Consider the following 17,718-nt stretch of genomic DNA (forward strand, 5'->3'; position numbering starts at 1 on the left):
CACCGGTTTCCCATACGCACGTATCAACGCAGGCTAATGCGATAAACAGGAGGGGTTCTTGGCGGTGCAGCCGGACACGACCGATAACATCGGGCACATCGCCCGCACTTTCGTCGAAGCGCGACGCAACGGCGACGCCGTCCCGGAATTTCCGGGCGACGTGCCGGCGACGCTGGGCGAGGGCTACAAGGTACAGGATGCAGCGCTGCTGCTTGTCGAGGGGGTCGTCGCGGGCTGGAAGGTCGGCCGGATCAATCCGCCGATCGACGGCGTCGACCGACTCACCGGCCCGATCTTCGCCAGCCAGATCGTGGACGGCGAGGATGAGCCGGTTGCGATGCCGGTCTTTGCCCAAGGGTTCGCTGCCGCCGAGGCGGAGTTCCTGTTGCGGATCGGTTCCGCACCCGATCCGTCGAAGACGCAGTACACGATGGCCGAGGCACGGGCGATGGTCGACGCGGTGCATGTCGGCATCGAGATCGCAAGCTCGCCCTTTCCCGGTATCAACGCTCTCGGCGCGACCGTGACGGTATCGGATTTCGGCAACAACAACGGCCTGGTCATCGGCCCGGACGCGGACGGATGGCGTGACGGCGACATCAATGCCTGGCCGGTCGAACTGTGGATCAATGACGTCAGGATCGGCGCGGCGACGAGCGCGACCATGCTGGACGGACCGTTCGGCGCCGTGCGATACCTGCTCGAGCACATGGCGGCGCGCGGCATCGCGCTATCGTCGGGGCAATGGGTTTCGACGGGCGCCGTGACCGGCGTCCACCCCGTGGCGGTCGGCGACCGGGTCGAGGCGCGCTTCGACGAACGGTTCGCCGTCCATTGCACCATCAAGGCCCGCTAGAGGCTGTCTTTAGGAGAGAAGCCAATGGCGAGCGTGAACATGCCGGAGGTGGGCGCGGCGAGCGCGATCGGTGATGCGGGGATAGGTGGCAAGATCGGCCGCTATCGCTGGCTGATCTGCAGCCTGTTGTTTGCCGCGACCGCGATCAATTATGTCGATCGCCAGATGATCGGCGTGCTGAAGCCGACGATCTCCGCCGAACTCGGCTGGAACGAAACGACCTATGCCGACGTCATCTTCTGGTTCCAGGCCGCCTATGCGATCGGCTATCTGAGCTTCGGCCGGATCGTCGACGTGCTCGGTGCGCGGATCGGTTATTCGGTCGCCTTCGTGATCTGGACGCTTGGTCACACCCTTTGCGGGTTCGCGGGCAACGCATTCCAGTTCTCCGCCGCGCGCGTCGTGCTCGGCCTGGGCGAGGCGGGCAATTTTCCCGCAGGCATCAAGGCGGTCTCCGAATGGTTTCCCGCCAAGGAGCGGGCGTTTGCGACCGGCGTCTTCAACGCGGGCGCGAACATCGGCGCGGTGGTCACACCGCTGATCGTGCCCGTCATCACGATCGCCTTCGGCTGGCGGATGGCGTTCATCATCACCGGCGCGATCAGCCTGATCTGGCTGGTCGCATGGATCGCGATCTATCGCCGGCCGCGTGAAGTCGCCAAGCTGTCGCCCGCGGAACTCGCGCATATCGAGAGCGATCCGGCCGACCCGGCCAAGAAGATCGGCTGGCTCAAGCTGCTCGGCTACCGCGAGACCTGGGCGTACGCGCTCGGCAAGTTCCTGATCGACCCGATCTGGTGGCTGTTCCTGTTCTGGACGCCCGATTTCCTTGCCAAGACCTATCATCTCGATCTCAAGAGCTTCGGGCCGCCGCTGGTCGCGATCTACCTGCTGTCCGATCTCGGCAGCGTCGCAGGCGGCTGGTCGTCGTCGAAACTGATGAAGCGCGGCCATACCGCCAATTTTGCGCGGAAGGTCACGATGCTGGCCTGCGCGTTCCTCGTGATGCCGATCTTCTTCGCGCAATATGTCGACAATCTCTGGCTGGCGGTCGGCATCGTCGGACTGGCCACGGCGGCGCACCAGGCGTTCTCGGCGAACCTCTACACGATCCCATCGGACATGTTCCCGCGTGGCGCGGTCGGCTCGGTGGTCGGGATCGGCGGCACGGTCGGTGCGATCGGGGGCATGATGATGGCCAAGTTCACCGGCTATGTCCTGCAGACCACGGGCAGCTACACGCTGATCTTCGCGGTCGCCGGCAGTACGTACCTGATCGCGATCACGGTCGTTCATTTGCTCTCGCCGCGCTTGGCGAGGGTGAACGCGGGCTAGATCTGCCCTCCCTTGTTCTCCCGCGAAGGCGGTAGCCCAGCCTGGACTCCCGCCTTCGCGGGAGAACAAGCTTTTTTGGCCCTAGGAGAGAAGCGTGAAGCGTTTCACCACGGCGTCCGTTCTGGCATTGGCGATCGCCACCACAACGTCCGCCGCCGCACAGGATGCGACCGGCCTCCTCTTCCGCGTGTCCGCCGACAAGTCCCTCACCGCGGACTACGCCACCGGCGACCCCGTCCCCAACTTCCGCAGCGGCGTCGACGTGACCCCCGACGGCGCGATCGGCGGCGCCGCGCGCTGGGCCGACGACGGCTATGTAGCGTGGAAAGCGCCTGGCAACATCCGCGCGGACCGGGGCACGCTCGCCTTCTTCTGGCGCGCCCGCACACCCCTCGGCGAAGCACCTTTCGTGATCTTCCGCACCGGGTTCGCCGACCATTCGAGCTGGGACATGGCGTTCCTGCGGATCGACTGGAACGGCCACGGCTTCGACGCCTTCGTGACCGACGCGAACCTCTCGCGCATCCGCGTCTCCTGGACGATCCCCCAAGCCCCCGCCGCCGACACGTGGTCGCACATCGCCTTCGCCTGGGATGAGACCGTCGGCGTGCAACTGTTCGTCAACGGCAAGCTGGTCGCGCGGAATGACCAGAAGGCGGACCTCGACAGCGGCCTCGACCAGTTCGGCCTCGCCGGCCGCGTCATGTCCCCGCACCAGGTCCAGAGCCGCTACAATTTCATGCGCGGATCGGACCTCGACGAGATCCGCGTCTACGACCGCCTCCTCCCCGCCACCGATGTCGCAGCGCTCGCCGACAAGCGTGAACCATCCCGCGCTCCCGCGACTGACCCCACCGCGAAGCGCATCGCCTGGCTCCACCGCTACGGCTGGGACAAGACCGCGCCGCCGGTCCTCGACGCCGCCGTCACCCGCGTCCGAAAAGTCGAGTTCGCCGACGCGAAGGACTTGAAGGAGTGGATGTGGAAAGGTGTCGACGGCATTGCCGAGACAACCTGGCCCGGAATCTATAACCGCTCCCGCCTGCCCGGCCGCGACGACTATTTCGAGCTCCCCGACTGGAATACCTATGTCGAAGGCGGCAAGCGCTACGACCTGACGATCCCGACGAGCGAACGTGTCAACCGCGTCGAGATCCGCGGCGCCGCATACGGGCACCTCGATTGGAGCGATGGAACCAAGACCACCCAGATCGCCACCCGCACCCAAGGCATAGTCCGCAGCGTAACCCAGTTCGCCCCCCGCACCGGCGGCGCGCTCAGCTTCACGAACACGATGCAGGAGCAGCCGATTCAGGAACTCTGGGCCTACGACATCGGCGCAGGCGCAGAACCCGCCGGGACCTTCAAGCTCTCCTACACCGTAGACGCGACCGCCTCCCCTAACCTCGCCGCACTCGCCCCCCTGAACACGTACATCGCCGGCCGCTTCGCCCCTGACGAGCGTAGCACCGTCGTCGCCATGCCCTCTGCCGGCCTCAAAGCGGCGGTCGGCGCAGGCACCGGCGGTGCATCCGGCGCCCCCGTCCGCCGCGACAATGCCGCCCCGATCGTCCACATCCTGATCCCGGCGAGCTTCGGCGACGCGCTGCCCGACCGCCCCCTCGCCCGCGCGTTCGATTACGGCTGGCAGAACCTCAACGACGGCCTCGACGGCATTGCAATCGACATCCCCGCGCTGAAAGCGAAGCCCAACGCCGCCGGGCTGATCCCCCTCAATATCCGGATAAAAGACCCGATCTGGCCGGGCCGCGACATGATCGACCTCTCCGTCTCGGTCCGCCCTAACGAAGCGCGCACGCTCTGGCTCGACCTCCGCGACCGCATCCTACCCAACGACAGCCTCTATCTGACGATCGCCAGCGCCGCCCCCGACTTCGACGCGACCGCGCTGAACGGTGCCAGGATCCGGCTCGTCTTCAAACCCCGCGCCGCCGCCCTGCCCGAACACATCGCCGACCGCATGGCGCAGGTGAAGGACAATTGGGGCTTCCTCGTCGAGGAACACACTGCGTCGAAGCGCGCCGGCCTCTACCAGCGCCTGTTCGCCGACATCTCCGACCTGCTCCGCGTCGATCCCGACAATGCGCGCGCCCGCGCATATTGGGCGGACATAAACTATCGCCCCGAGAACCTGCCCGCGTTCGTCCAGCCGGTCGCCCCAGCAGGCGTCCCCCTCTGGGCCTTCCGGCAGCTCGAAGACCTGAAGCGCGTCCGCCAGTTCGTCACGTGGTGGATCGACCAGCGCCAGGTCCCCTACGGCGATTTCGGCGGCGGTATCTCCGACGACACCGACCTGACGCAACAATGGCCCGGCCTCGCGCTGATGGGTGTCGAGCCCGACAAGATCAACGCGTCGCTCCGCGCGCTGTCGGATGCGGTCTACAAGAACGGCATGATCATAAACGGCCTCGGCTACATCACCGCCGACGAACTCCACGCCTACGAGGAGGGCCTGAACAGCAACGCCGAGCGCCTTTATCTCAACTGGGGCGAACCCAAGGCGGTCGAGCGCCTGATGGACAACACGCGCGCCCTGCAGACCGTGATCCTGAAGAACCCTTCCGGCCACATGCACTTCGCCAGCAACTGGTATGGCGGCCGGAAAATGTACCGCGAGGGCGCGTGGGAATGGCAGAAACCCTATGCCTTCACCGTCATGCACGGACCGATGCTGGTCGGCCTCTACAACGCCAACCCCGCCGCGCGAGGTCTGGTAACCGGCGTGATCGACGGCTGGATGGCGCACGGCAAGCAAGCGCCGGACGGCAGCTGGAGCTATCCCAACGAGATCAACTGGCGCACCGATGCCGAGCGCGTCGGCGACGGCGGTGGCATCACTACGTCGCTACAGGCGACCTGGGCCGCGTGGCGCTACACCGGCGATGCGAAATACCTGCGCCCGATCGAAGCACGGCTTGCCAAGACCGGCCCGGGGGCGCTGGCCGAGTTCAACGAGAACGCCTTCGACGCACTCCCCGGTGGCGCCGCAGCCCGAACCAAGCTCGCCGCCAGCAAATCCGAAGACCCGTTCGCGCGCTACGCCGCCTGGACCGCGACCGGGGATACCGCGCCGCTCGAGGCACTCCACGCCGACGCGATCGCCGACAAGTCGCAGCACATGGACATGTATACCGAGGGCCATTGGTGGAGCGACCGCGTCGACCAGCCAAGCGAGATCCTGCAGCGCGAACGGCTCGGCGGCGTTGCGCTGCGCCGTAATCAAAGCTGGCCCGGCAACACGGTGAGCTGGCGCTTCGCCGAACCGGGCGCAGCCGAGCGTGTCGCGATCCTGCTCCCCGGCGCGACGCCGACCAAGTTCCGCGTGATCGCCTACAACACCACCGATCACGTCCAGCTCGCGACGATGTCGACCTGGACCGTCACCGCAGGCCGCTGGTCGATGCAGACATCGCGCAGCACCGACGGCGGCAAGACGCTCGCGCCGATCCGCGATCCGCAGACGATGACGTTGGAACGCAGCGCGAATACCGACGTGACGTTCGCACCCGGCACGACGGTGCTCGACTTCGCCTTGGTCGAGGCAGGCACTCCGGTCGACGTGCGCGCAGACATCGGCATCGGCACGGACGATGTCGTCATGAAGGGCCGCAGTCTTGTAGTCACCGTTCACAGCCTCGGTGCAAAGGACGCGAAGGGCGGTCGTGCCGACCTGGTCGACGCAGCCGGCAAGGTTGTCGCGACTTCGCGCATTCCGCCGCTTGCCGCCCCTCTGGATCTGCAACCCAGGACCACGACGGTGAAGCTGGCGATCCCCGCGCGCGTCGATCCCGCAACGCTGGCCGTCCATGTGGCGCTTGCAGGAGACGAGGCCGAGATCACCCAAGCCAACAACCGCGTTGCGCTCTCCCGATGATGCCCGGGAGTTTGCCGGTATCGGTTCCCGCCTGCGCGAGAATGACGGACGGATATTTGACGGGTGCGGTGACGAGCCCTGGCCATAGCGACACCGCGCGCCTTCCGATTTCCACTTCGTTCGTGGTTAGCGAAGCAGAAGCACATTTCTTTCGGAGCAGGTCCTTGGGCTTTGCTCAAGGCGAACGAGCGGGGGAGGAATGACTCCGAACCGTAGACACGTGCTGATGGGGCTAGGCGCATCGGCCTTCCTTCCCGCGAACGCCCGCGCCCAATCTACCGTGCGCCGAGCACTCGACGAAGCCGCCGCAACCGACCCCGACCACGCCCTCCACCTGCTGGCGCGGTTCGACGCAAGCACCTTGCAACCCGGCGACCGCCTCGACCTGACCACCGCTCGCGACGGCTTCATGATCGACGCTGCCATTGCACGGTCGGCGTTCGGTCGCCCCGGACGCAGCCCCTACCGCGTCACCCCGACCACCGGCGCCTGGAAGGCCGCAAGTCTCGATCAGGCCAAAATCGACGCAGACACCGCTGCCATCCAGGCGGACGCCGAAGCCGGCATCATCCTTCCCCGCCTGTCGCTCGATCGCACGATCGAAGCCCTCCGCTCCGCGCCATCAAACTTGGCGATCGATCGCCAGATCGTGACGCTCGAAGGCTTGCGCGACACCGCCCCCTCCGCCCCCGGCATCGGCCGGTTCCGGGGCGGCGAGGACTGGTACGCGCTCGTCCTGCGACGCGCGCTCGGAACCATCACGCCGGCCTATGCGGAACACCGGCTGTTCGCCGAACTGAACCGGCTCCATGCCCGCGCCACCCGCCTGTTCGACAGGATCGGCGCTGCCAAGGGCACGATCGCAGACCGCTATGCCAAACTCTGGCGCGACGATCGCTTCCTCTATCCCGACACCGACACAGGCCGCGCCGAAGCCGTCGCGGACATGAACCGCATGGTGGCGATTGCCCGCGGCCACGTCCCGGAAACGTTCGGGCAACTTCCGGCATGGTGCGTGAATGCCAGCGCCCGCTCCCTCTCCATGCAAGAGATCGCTGCCGGCCGCGCGGGCTACCGCGTGGTCCCGACGCCGACCCGCCCCGGCGCCTATGTCGTCGACCTCAAGGACATACGCCGCCGCCCCCGCTGGTCTCTCCCCAGCGTCATCGCGCACGAACTCCTCCCCGGCCACATGATCCAGCTCGGCCTCGAGGGCGCCGCCCCCCCGCACCCGCTCCGGATCGACTATGCCTCGGCGTTCGTGGAAGGCTGGGGCATCTACGCCGAGCAACTCGCCGAACAAGCCGGCGCCTACACCGACCCGCTCGACGCGCTCGGCTACGTCCACTGGCTGCTCTTCCGCGTCGCCCGCGCACTCGTCGATATAGGCATCCACCTTCACGGCTGGTCGATCGAGCAAGCCCGATCGCGACTGATCGAATGGCAAGGCGAACCCGCGTACTTCGCGCCGTTCGACGTCGAACTGACCCGCATCCCGCTCGAACCCGCATCGCGCGTCGCCGACGCGATGGGTTGGCTCACGATCGCCGATACCGCGCTCGGCAAGCCCCGTATCGCCTATCATACCGCGTTGCTCGCCGCCGGTCGGATGCGCATCGACGACATCCGAAAGATCCCCTCATGACCTATACGCGACGCGATGCGTTCACCACGCTGGGCGCGGCCGGAGCGTTACTCGTATCTGACCAGGCGTCTGCCAAGACGGGAGCAACCGCCAAGCCTGTCGCGCCGGACTGGCGTCGAGGTCTCGACAACCAGCGGATAGCCGATCTGGGCAACGGCCAGTTCCTCAACCCGGTGATGGCCGGCGACCGACCCGACCCCGCGATCCTGAAGGATGGGGCGGACTATTACATGACCTTCTCCAGCTTCGATTCCTATCCCGGGCTCGTCATCTGGCACTCGCGCGATCTGGTGAACTGGCAACCGATCGGCCCGGCGCTCACCCGCAATATCGGTTCGGTCTGGGCCGTCAGCCTGGAAAAGTACGACGGCCGATATTTCCTCTATATCCCCGTCAAGGCCGATCCGAACTCGATATGGGTGATCCACGCCGACCATATAGAGGGACCGTGGAGCGATCCCGTCGACCTCGGCCTGCACAAGCACATCGACCCGTGCCATATCGTCGGGGAGGACGGCAGCCGCTGGCTTTTCCTGTCGGGTGGCGACCGCATCCGCCTCGCCGCGGACGGCCTGTCGACGGTCGGGGCGGTCGAGCATGTTTATGATCCGTGGCGCTATCCCGAGGACTGGATCGTCGAGGGCTTCTCGCCGGAGGGCCCCAAGATCGTCCGCCACGGCGGCTGGTTCTACCTCATCACCGCAGTCGGCGGCACCGCCGGGCCGCCGACCGGACACATGGTGATCGCCGCGCGCGCCCGATCGATCCACGGACCGTGGCAAAACTGTCCCGCCAACCCGATCGTCCGCACCACCGACGCCACCGAACGCTGGTGGTCGCGCGGCCACGCCTCACTGGTCGAGGGGCCCGCGGGCGACTGGTGGGCGCTCTATCACGGTTTCGAGAACGGCTATTGGACGCTCGGCCGCCAGACGTTGCTCGACCCGGTGGAGTGGACTGCCGACGGCTGGTTCCGGATGAAAGGCGGCGATCTGTCGAAGCCACTGGCGAAACCGCAGGGAGGCGTCGCCGTTCCGCACGGCCAGGCGCTATCCGACCGGTTCGAGACCCTCGCACTAGGAACGAAGTGGAGCTTCTTCCGCCCCCGCCCCGACGAAGCGAAGCGCGTGTCGGTCTCCGACCATGTCTTGACGCTCGCCGCGAGCGGTACTGCGCCCGTCGACTCCTCCCCGCTTCTGCTGATCGCAGGCGACACGCGCTACCGCTTCGAATGCGACGTGCAAATCGACCCCGGCGTCACCGCGGGGATGCTGCTGTTCTATGACGACAAGCTCTATTGCGGCCTTGGCTTCGATGGCGACCGCTTCGTCACGCATCAATACGGTGCCGAACGCGGACGCCCCGCCAATCCGCACGGTCGTTCGATGCGCATTCGCGTGACCAACGATCGCCACATCGTGACGTACGACACGAGCGGAGACGGCGGGCTGACCTGGCACCGTTTCGATCGCGGGATGGAGGTATCCGGTTATCACCACAATGTCCGCGGCGGCTTCCTGATGCTGCGCCCGGGGCTGTATGCCGCCGGTACGGGCAACGCGCACTTCCGAAATTTCCGGTTCTCTGCTATCTAGCGACGCACGACTTGCCGGCCGCGTGGCCGCGCGCCTGCGTGCCTGCCGCGCCTTTTGATACTGTCGGGAGTCCGGTTTGCAGATAGTGACCTTGTGCCTGTTCCTGTTGCTCGCCGTCGTGGTGAGCGGCATCGCCTCGCGCATGCTGCCCTCGGCGCTGCCCCGGCCGCTCGTACAGATCGCGCTCGGTGCCTTGATCGGGATGGTCGCGCATGTTCGTGTCCAGCTCGATCCCGAACTCTTCTTTTTGCTCCTGGTGCCGCCGTTGCTGTTCCTTGACGGCTGGCGGATCCCGAAAGACGAACTCTTCCGCGATCGCGGCGCCGTCCTCGGCCTCGCGCTGGGCCTAGTCTTTCTAACCGTGCTCGGCATGGGATTGTTCATTCACTGGCTCATTCCGGCGATGCCCCTCGGCGTTGCGTTCGCGCTCGCCGCCGTGGTGTCGCCGACCGATCCTATTGCGGTCTCTGCGGTTGCGCAGAATGCGCCGATCCCGAAACGGATGATGCACATCCTCGAAGGCGAAGCGTTGCTGAACGACGCATCCGGCCTCGTCTGCGTGCGCTTTGCGATCGCCGCCGTGCTGACCGGAACCTTCTCGTTCGCCGACGCCGCCGCGACGTTCGCATGGATGGCGATCGCGGGTGTTGCGATCGGCGTCGGCGTCGCTCTCGGCATCGTCGCGACCAAGAGTGCGTTCGCGCGCCGGTTCGGTGACGAAGCCGGCTCGAACATCCTGGTCAGCCTGCTGATCCCGTTCGCCGCCTATCTGCTGGCCGAACACATCCACGCATCGGGCGTCCTTGCCGCCGCCGCGGCGGGTATCGCCATGAGCTTCACCGACGCGACGACGGCGGTCGCGGCAGGAACGCGTATCCGTCGCCGCGCGGTCTGGGACATGCTCCAGTTCACGTTGAACGGCGTGACCTTCGTGCTGCTGGGCGAGCAATTGCCCGAAGTATTCGTTCGCGTGCGCGATACCGTGACGTCGACCGGGCATGTCAGTCCGTGGTGGCTGGCAGTCTATGTCGTCGCGGTCGTCGTCGGACTTGCCCTGCTGCGATACGGTTGGGTCTGGGTGTCGCTGCAGTTCACGCTGTTCCGCGCCCGTCGGCGGAACGACGTCTCGGCCAGTGCCAGCCCCCCGCGCCGAATCATCGCGGCAATGTCGTGCGCTGGCGCGCGCGGAGCCATCACATTGGCTGGTGCGCTGACGCTGCCGATGGCGCTCAATGACGGGACCCCGTTCCCCGCACGCGATCTCGTCATCTTTCTCGCATCGGGCGTCATCCTGTCCTCGCTGGTCATAGCGGCGGTCGCCCTGCCGCTGCTGCTGCGCGGCCTGAGCTTGCCACCCGAAACGGGAATTGGCGCCGTGCGTGATCAGGCAAGGCTGGTCGCGGCCAACGCCGCGATCGCCGAGCTTGACCGGGTTCAACACCGGATGGCGGAAGGACGGGACGATCCCGACCGGTTCACCGACGTCGCCGCGCGTCTCATGGATCAATACCGCGAACGCATCGACAGCCTGTCTGCAGAGCCCGAGGACCGGGTCCGACAGGGCGAAATCGTGATCGAACGCGACATGCGACTGGCGGCGGTTCGCGCCGAGCGCAACGCGATCTTCGATCTGGCTCGGCGTCGCGAAATCGGCATCGAGCTCGCCGAGCAGCTAGGGCGTGAACTCGACCTGATCGATGCGCGCCTGTCGCGTCAGGGCTTGGCTTGATCTCGCGAAGGTAAGCGCCCCGCCCGTCCGTGTGACTGGTAACCGGCGGGGCGCAAAAGGTACGCGATACTAGGCGATGCCTCTGGCCCGCGATATGCCTGCGGAACGTGAATCCGATGTGAACGAAGTGCCCCGCCCGTCCGTGCGACACTCTCGTATCCGGGCAGGGCACCGAGGACGCAGCGCCATAAAGCAGCGCGTCTCTACGGTACAAGCTAGCAGCAGATGGCAACATGGGAAGCACGGTCCGTCACGCCCGGACCTCGTCTTGTCCGATATTTGGTGTGATCTGACATCTGCGGGATAGCGGAGCAGCTAGCCTCAGTTGGCTTCACCCCCGGGCGGCAACTTCACCTTGCGCATAGACGCGATCACGTCGCGTGCACCGGGCGGCGCGGCCTGGAGGAACAGGTTGAACAGGTCGCCGTCGCCAAGCGCATCGATATCGGTGGCGAGCGGCAACGCGATCGCCTGGCGGCTACGCGCGCCAGGCTGCGCTTCCAGGACTATCGTGCGCCACGTCATGCCGACGGGTGCTTGCCCGAGCACGTCGTCGAACTCGCCGGGTATCATGGCGCGGATCCGCAGCCGCCGCTCGGGATGCTTGTCGAACCACGATCCGTCGCCGGCCATGGCGATCTCGGCTACGCGAATGCCCTCGTTTTTCATGCCCGTTTCCTTACTGCCTCGATCGTCGAGCGGAGGTGTTGCCAAATTGCCATCGGTGCAAGCCGTATTTCGACTTCAGAAAACAGCTATTGATAATAGTTATCATAAACATTAGCGGAGCTGCGTAACGTAAAGGGTATCTCATGACACATCGCTTCGGCATCGCCTTCCTGCTGGGCTCGGCGGCATTGGCCATTACGCCCGCGCATGCGCAGGTCGCACAGGAAGACAGCGATTCCGGAACGATCGTCGTCACCGGCCAGCATGCACGCACGCAGGCTTCGTCAGGTACCAAGACCGACACGCCGCTCGCAGAAACCCCGCAGTCGATCACCGTCATCACGGCAGACGACATCGCAGGTCGCAGCCTTCAGAACCTGAACCAGGCGCTCCGCTTCGTTGCAGGCGTGACGCCCGAGACACGTGGATCGAGCGGCGAAGTCTATGACCAGTTCAAGTTGCGTGGGTTCGACGCGCCGGTCTATCTGGACGGATTGAAGCAGTTCGGTAGTGCGTCCGGCTATGCGGTCCCGCAGGTCGACGTCTCGCGGCTCGATCGCATCGAGGTCATCAAAGGGCCGGCATCGGTATTGTACGGCCAGTCCAGCCCGGGTGGCCTAGTCGCGGAGTCCAGCAAGCTGCCGCTCGATCAGGCCCTGTATGGTGCGATCAGCGGCACCTACGGCAACTATGATCTCTACCGCGTCGATGCCGATATTGGGGGTCGGGCGGGTGAAGGCGTCCTGTGGCGGATCAACGGCAGCGTGAACGGTGCCGAGACCCAACAGAAATTCGCCAAGCGGGAGCGCCAGACGATTTCAGGCGCAGTGACCGCAGGCGCGGGCAGTTCGACCAGCTTCACGCTGCTCGGCGCATATTCGCACGACCCGGATAACGGCGCATACAGCGTCTTTCCGGCCAGCGGCACGCTGATCGCGAACCCCAACGGAAAGCTTCCGACCAGCTTCGACGGCGGCGAGGCCGGCAATCGCTTCAGCCGCGAACAGGCCGCGCTCACCTATATCTTCCGCCATGATTTCGGCGGCGGCTGGGCCTTCCGCTCGTCGGGGCGCTACCAATATGTAAAGTCTGCGCTGGGGCTGATCTACACCAGCGGAGGGCTCGATCCGAGCGACCCGACCCAGCGGACCTTCAGCCGCTCGTCTTACGCGACCCGCGAACAGCTGAACAACTGGACGTTCGACAACCAGCTGACCGGCATTGTTCAGACCGGGCCTGTCCAGCATAGCCTGTTGTTCGGCGCAGATCGCCAAGTCGCGCATTCGACGGAAGATTACGCATTCGGTTCGGCGCCTTCGTTGAACGGTTACGCGCCGGTGTACGGAACGGTCACGGTCCCGCAGACGGTGGCGACGGTGCCCAACGCATTTGGCGGCTACATCGCGACCCGTCAGCGCCAGCAAGGCCTCTACGCTCAGGACCAGATGTCACTCGGCGATCTGCGCGTCGTGCTCAGCGGCCGTCAGGATTGGGCGCGTGCCGAGCAGATCGGCCAAGAGGCGAAGCACGACGAGAAGTTCACGTATCGCGCCGCAGCCCTGTATACGCTGCCATTCGGTCTCGCACCTTATGTCAGCTATTCGACGTCGTTCGAGCAGCAAGCCGGGCAGGTCGAACGTAGCGATGGCACGTTCGGAATCGCTGATCCGTCGCTTGGCAAGCAACTCGAAGCCGGGACGAAGTTCACGGTTCCCGGTACGCAGATCCTGCTGAGCGGCGCCTGGTTCCGGATCGACCAGACCAACGTGCTGACGTCGACGCCGGACTTCACCGTGTCGACGCAAACCGGCAAGGTCCGTTCGCAAGGCGTCGAGTTCGAGGGCAGTGCACCCCTGCCATACGGCTTCAACGCACGGGTCGCCTACAGCCGCCAGCGCGTGAAGGTGACGGAGGACGTCAACGATCCGTCGCGCGTCGGTCGCGGTCTCGAAACCGTCGGGCGGGGCGGCACCTCGGCCTATCTCGACTGGGCGCCACGTAGCGGCGGCCTCGAAGGGCTGACGATCGGCGGCGCGGTGCGTCATGTCGATCAGGTCTATGCGGGCGTCACGCCGGGCGAGACGGAGGGCCGCAACAGCCCGTCCTATACGGTCTATGACGCACTGATCCGGTATGACCTCGCGAAGTTCGCACCGTCGCTGCGGGGCCTCAGCTTGGCCATCAACGGTGCCAACATCTTCGACAAGAAGTATCTGACGTCGTGTTTCGCCAATTATAACTGGTGCTGGTACGGCAACCGCCGCACCGTCCAGGCAACCATCGGCTACCGCTTCTGATATTCTGCGGGCCCGTGATCGAAGTATCGGTCGCGGGCTCGGCTGCGAAGGCCACGCGACCTGCGGCCGCAACCGGGATATGAGGCGGGCATGATCCTGCCGATCCTCTACAGCTTCCGCCGATGTCCCTATGCAATGCGCGCGCGCCTCGCGATCATCGCGGGCGGTAAGCACGTCGAACTGCGCGAGGTCGCGTTGCGCGACAAGCCGGCCTCGATGCTCGGCGCTTCGCCCAAGGGGACGGTACCGGTTCTCGTGCTGCCCGACGGCGACGTGATCGATCAAAGTCTCGATATCATGCGCTGGGCGACGATGAGGGCGGACGGCACCGTGCCGCCGAGCGATCCCGCCATCATCGTGCTCAACGACGGCCCGTTCAAACATCACCTCGACCGCTGCAAGTATGTCGATCGTTACCCGTCGGATGGCATCGACCACCGCGAAGCCGCTACGGAAATCCTCGGACGGCTCGATGCGCGGCTAAGCGACAGCGGTCGGTTATGCAGCGACCCTGAAGCATTCACCGATCTCGCCGTCATGCCCTTCGTTCGCCAGTTCGCGGCGACCGATCGGTCGTACTTCGATGATTTGCAGTTCGCATACCTGCACGCCTGGCTGGCGGGACATCTGAGGTCGGACCTGTTCGTCCGCGCCATGGTGAGGGTACGGCCTTGGTCTCCAGGCGATGCTCCGACCGTGTTTCCGCCGGATGCTTCGGCTCCGATCGGCGCCCCACAGATCGGCCGAACGATCCGTGTCTGATCGGACGATGTTGCTCTGGGGCCTTGCTAAATGCCGCGGTGGAACGGACCGCGAGTCTCTGCCAGCGTAACCGCCGCCATCGGTATCCTAGCGGCGGTCGATCCCGACCACCGCTAAGGCACGTTTCCTCAAGCTACTTTCCCGCAGGCGCCAGTCCGCGGTCTTCGAGCATCGGACCGATATCCGGATCCTTGCCGTAGAATGCCTTGAACATCGGGCCATAATCCTCGGTATGCCCCTTGGACAGGATCATGTCGCGGAAGCGCTGGCCGTTCGCGCGCGTCAATCCGCCATGCGCGACGAACCAGGCATAGGCATCATTGTCGAGCATCTGCGTCCACAGATACGCGTAATACCCCGCCGCATAGCCACCTGCCCAGATGTGCGCGAAATAGCTGGTGCGATAGCGCGGCGGCACGTCCTTCGTATCCAGCCCCATCGTCGTCAGTGCCTTCGTCTCGAACGCATCGACGTCTTGCGGCCCCGTCGATGCCGGCAACGAATGCCAGTCCTGATCGAGCGTCGCGGCCGCGACCAGTTCGCCCAATTCATAGCCCTGGTTGAACTTCGCCGCGTTCTTGATCTTCGCGGTCAGCGTCGCCGGCATCGCCGCGCCGGTGCGGTAGTCCTTGGCGTAGTTGGCGAGCACCTTGGGATCGAGCGCCCAATGCTCGTTGAACTGCGACGGGAACTCGACCCAGTCGCGTGCGGTATTGGTGCCCGAAACGAGCGGATAGGTCTGGTTCGCGAACAGGCCGTGCAGCGCATGGCCGAACTCGTGGAACATCGTCGTCACGTCGTCGAACGTGATCAGCGCAGGCTGGCCTGGGGCCGGCTTGGTGAAGTTGCCGACGTTGTAGACGACCGGCTTGGTACCGAGCAGCTTCGACTGCCCGACGAAGTTCGACATCCACGCGCCACCAGATTTGTTGTCGCGCTTCCAGTAATCGAAATACATCAGGCCGAGTTCGGAGCCGTCCTTGTCGTAGACGGTGAAGACACGGATGTCGGGCTGGTACACCGGGATGTCACGGCGTTCCTTGAAGGTGACGCCGTAGAGCTGGTTCGCGGCGAAGAACACGCCGTCCTGCAACACGCGGCTGATCTCGAAATACGGCTTCAGCTCGTTCTGGTCGAGGTCATACTTGGCCTTCCGGACTTTGTCCGAATAGAAATCCCAGTCGGACGGGGCGAGCGGGAACGAAGTGCCGGTCGCGTCGATCGTCTTCTGCAACTCGGCCGCCTCGCGCCGCTGTTCGGCAGCAGTCGCCGGGACGAGCTGCGCCATGAAACGCTTGGCCGCGTCGGGGGTCTTCGCCATCTGGTCATAGAGCGAATAGGCGGCGTAGTTCGGATAGCCGAGCAGTTGCGCCTTCTGCGCGCGCAACTGAGCGATCTTCTGTATCAATGCGCGGGTATCGTTCGCGTCGCCCATCTCGGACCGCGTCCAGCTCTTCTCGAATAATGCGGCGCGAGTCGCGCGATCGGTCAGAGAGGCGAGTGCCGGCTGTTGCGTCGTGTTCTGCAGCGACAGGACGTACTTGCCGGTCAGGCCTCGCTCCTTCGCACCCTCTGCCGCCGCCGCGATCTCGGCGTCGCTGAGACCGGCGAGCTTGGCCTTGTCATCCACGATCAGCGCGGCAGCCTTCGTGCCCGCAAGCAGCTTCTGCTGGAAGTCGGTCGTCGCGGTCGAGATCTGGGTGTTGAGCAATCGTAGCTTGGTCTTGTCGGCATCGTTCAACCGCGCGCCAGCGTGCAAGAAATCGCTGTGGTAGATTTCCAGTACCTGCTGCTGTTCTGCATCGAGACCGAGCGAGGCCTTCCTCGCATACAGCGTCTGCACACGCGCAAAGAGCTTAGGGTCGAGATAGATCGCGTCGCTATGCTGCGCCATCTTCGGCGACACCGCACTCCGCACGGCGTCCAGCGCGTCGTTCGTGTTCGCCTGCGACACGCCAAAGAAGGCTTGGCTCGCGCGGTCAAGCGTCCGGCCCGAGCGCTCCATGGCCTCGATCGTGTTTGCGAAGGTCGGTGCCGCAGGATTGTTTGCGATCGCCTTCATCTCGATGATCTGCTCGGCCATGCCCTGCTCCAGCGCGGGCTGGTAATCGGCATCGGTGATCTGGTCGAAGCGCGGTGCCTGGAACGGCAGCGTGCTGGGGACGGTCAGCGGATTGACGCGGGTCGTCTTGGCAGGCGTTTGAGCGGGAGCGGTATTGGCGATGCAGCCAAGCATGGCGGCCGAAAACAGTAAGCGGGAACGCGACATCGATAACTCACAATGACAGGAGTGGTGACGCTCTTCTTGCATGGAGCGGCAGCGCGTTTCAATATCGATACTGGAGCGACGACAGGCACCACGGTGCCGCCTAGGGATCCGCCTCCCGCATACGAATGATAACCGCTGTTTCGGACGCTTGCGCTGCTGCGTCGGTGCGGGCAGTAGGCGGGTAGACCCCAGGAGTTCCCACATGGCAAATACCCTTGAAATCGACCAGTCGAGCATCGTCGACAACGACATCCAGAAGCAGATCGAATTCCTCGGAGAATTCGATGGCGACGAGTATGAGTTCGCGGTGAAATATGCCGTGCTGAAGGAACTGAGCGGCGACGAACCGGAGGACGATGGTATCGAACTGTTCAACCGGTTCAACGACGACATCATCGATGCCTGCCTCGCCGCGCTGGAGCGGAAGCCGTCGGCGACGACGATCGTGGTCGACGAAGACGACCTCGAATAACGTCCGGCTTATCGCGGTTGGAGGCGGTGCTCGTCGCCCCGATCGCGAGCGTTCTAATCGTCCGATACGAACCGGCGGATGCGCACCGAATACCGACTACCCACGAGCAGCGCCAAGCCGAACAGCATGGACGCTCCCCATATCGCCGCCAAGGCGATCATGACGATCCTCAACATGGCCCAACTCCGTCGTTT

12 protein-coding genes are annotated in these 17,718 nt (G+C 65.0%); 9 read left to right on the plus strand and 3 right to left on the minus strand.

The genetic code is table 11. The features are described 5' to 3' along the window. Positions 1–64 precede the first annotated feature (64 nt). From SJY41_RS04740 to SJY41_RS04765, 6 genes are all read left to right on the plus strand, one after another. Positions 65–856, plus strand: coding sequence for a 2-keto-4-pentenoate hydratase (locus tag SJY41_RS04740; RefSeq protein ID WP_380784061.1), 792 nt, complete (start codon positions 65–67; stop codon positions 854–856). Between the two features lie 24 nt (positions 857–880). Continuing rightward, complete coding sequence (locus SJY41_RS04745) at positions 881–2,191, plus strand: MFS transporter (RefSeq protein WP_380779504.1); 1,311 nt, start codon at positions 881–883, stop codon at positions 2,189–2,191. A 94-nt stretch (positions 2,192–2,285) separates the two neighbouring features. Next, complete coding sequence (locus SJY41_RS04750; RefSeq protein ID WP_380779505.1) at positions 2,286–6,086, plus strand: LamG-like jellyroll fold domain-containing protein; 3,801 nt, start codon at positions 2,286–2,288, stop codon at positions 6,084–6,086. A gap of 199 nt (positions 6,087–6,285) precedes the next feature. After that, on the plus strand, positions 6,286–7,731 hold the full coding sequence (locus SJY41_RS04755) for a DUF885 family protein (RefSeq protein ID WP_380779507.1): 1,446 nt from the start codon (positions 6,286–6,288) through the stop codon (positions 7,729–7,731). Further along, a complete protein-coding gene (locus tag SJY41_RS04760) occupies positions 7,728–9,326 on the plus strand; it encodes a family 43 glycosylhydrolase (protein ID WP_380779509.1) in 1,599 nt (532 codons plus the stop codon). Before SJY41_RS04755 ends, SJY41_RS04760 begins: the two co-directional genes overlap by 4 nt. A 76-nt stretch (positions 9,327–9,402) precedes the next feature. After that, positions 9,403–11,055: a Na+/H+ antiporter gene (locus tag SJY41_RS04765; RefSeq protein WP_380779511.1), complete on the plus strand. Its 1,653-nt coding sequence runs from the start codon at positions 9,403–9,405 to the stop codon at positions 11,053–11,055. Between the two features lie 321 nt (positions 11,056–11,376). Here SJY41_RS04765 and SJY41_RS04770 read toward each other — a convergent pair whose 3' ends face one another. Further along, a complete protein-coding gene (locus SJY41_RS04770; protein WP_380779513.1) occupies positions 11,377–11,724 on the minus strand; it encodes a hypothetical protein in 348 nt (115 codons plus the stop codon). A 143-nt stretch (positions 11,725–11,867) separates the two neighbouring features. Between SJY41_RS04770 and SJY41_RS04775 the strand changes: the two genes are divergently transcribed. Both SJY41_RS04775 and SJY41_RS04780 read left to right on the plus strand, forming a co-directional pair. Beyond that, positions 11,868–14,021 carry a TonB-dependent siderophore receptor gene (locus tag SJY41_RS04775; protein WP_380779515.1) on the plus strand — a complete coding sequence of 718 codons (2,154 nt, stop codon included), beginning with the start codon at positions 11,868–11,870 and terminating at the stop codon, positions 14,019–14,021. 90 nt (positions 14,022–14,111) lie between these two features. Beyond that, entirely contained in the window at positions 14,112–14,783 is a 672-nt protein-coding gene (locus SJY41_RS04780) for a glutathione S-transferase (RefSeq protein ID WP_380779517.1), read from the plus strand. A 133-nt stretch (positions 14,784–14,916) separates the two neighbouring features. Here SJY41_RS04780 and SJY41_RS04785 read toward each other — a convergent pair whose 3' ends face one another. Next, positions 14,917–17,052 (minus strand): M3 family metallopeptidase, encoded by a 2,136-nt coding sequence (locus SJY41_RS04785; RefSeq protein WP_380779519.1) that lies wholly within the window; start codon positions 17,050–17,052, stop codon positions 14,917–14,919. A gap of 202 nt (positions 17,053–17,254) precedes the next feature. On the opposite strand from SJY41_RS04785, the gene SJY41_RS04790 reads away from it, so the two are divergent. Beyond that, on the plus strand, positions 17,255–17,524 hold the full coding sequence (locus tag SJY41_RS04790) for a hypothetical protein (RefSeq protein WP_380779520.1): 270 nt from the start codon (positions 17,255–17,257) through the stop codon (positions 17,522–17,524). Between the two features lie 53 nt (positions 17,525–17,577). Here the strand turns inward: SJY41_RS04790 and SJY41_RS04795 are convergent, their stop codons facing one another. Next, on the minus strand, positions 17,578–17,700 hold the full coding sequence (locus tag SJY41_RS04795) for a hypothetical protein (RefSeq protein ID WP_380779522.1): 123 nt from the start codon (positions 17,698–17,700) through the stop codon (positions 17,578–17,580). Between the last annotated feature and the right edge of the window lie 18 nt (positions 17,701–17,718).

Origin of the sequence: Sphingomonas sp. R86520 (assembly GCF_042466285.1) — a bacterium.
In the GTDB taxonomy this organism is placed as follows: Bacteria; Pseudomonadota; Alphaproteobacteria; order Sphingomonadales; family Sphingomonadaceae; genus Sphingomonas.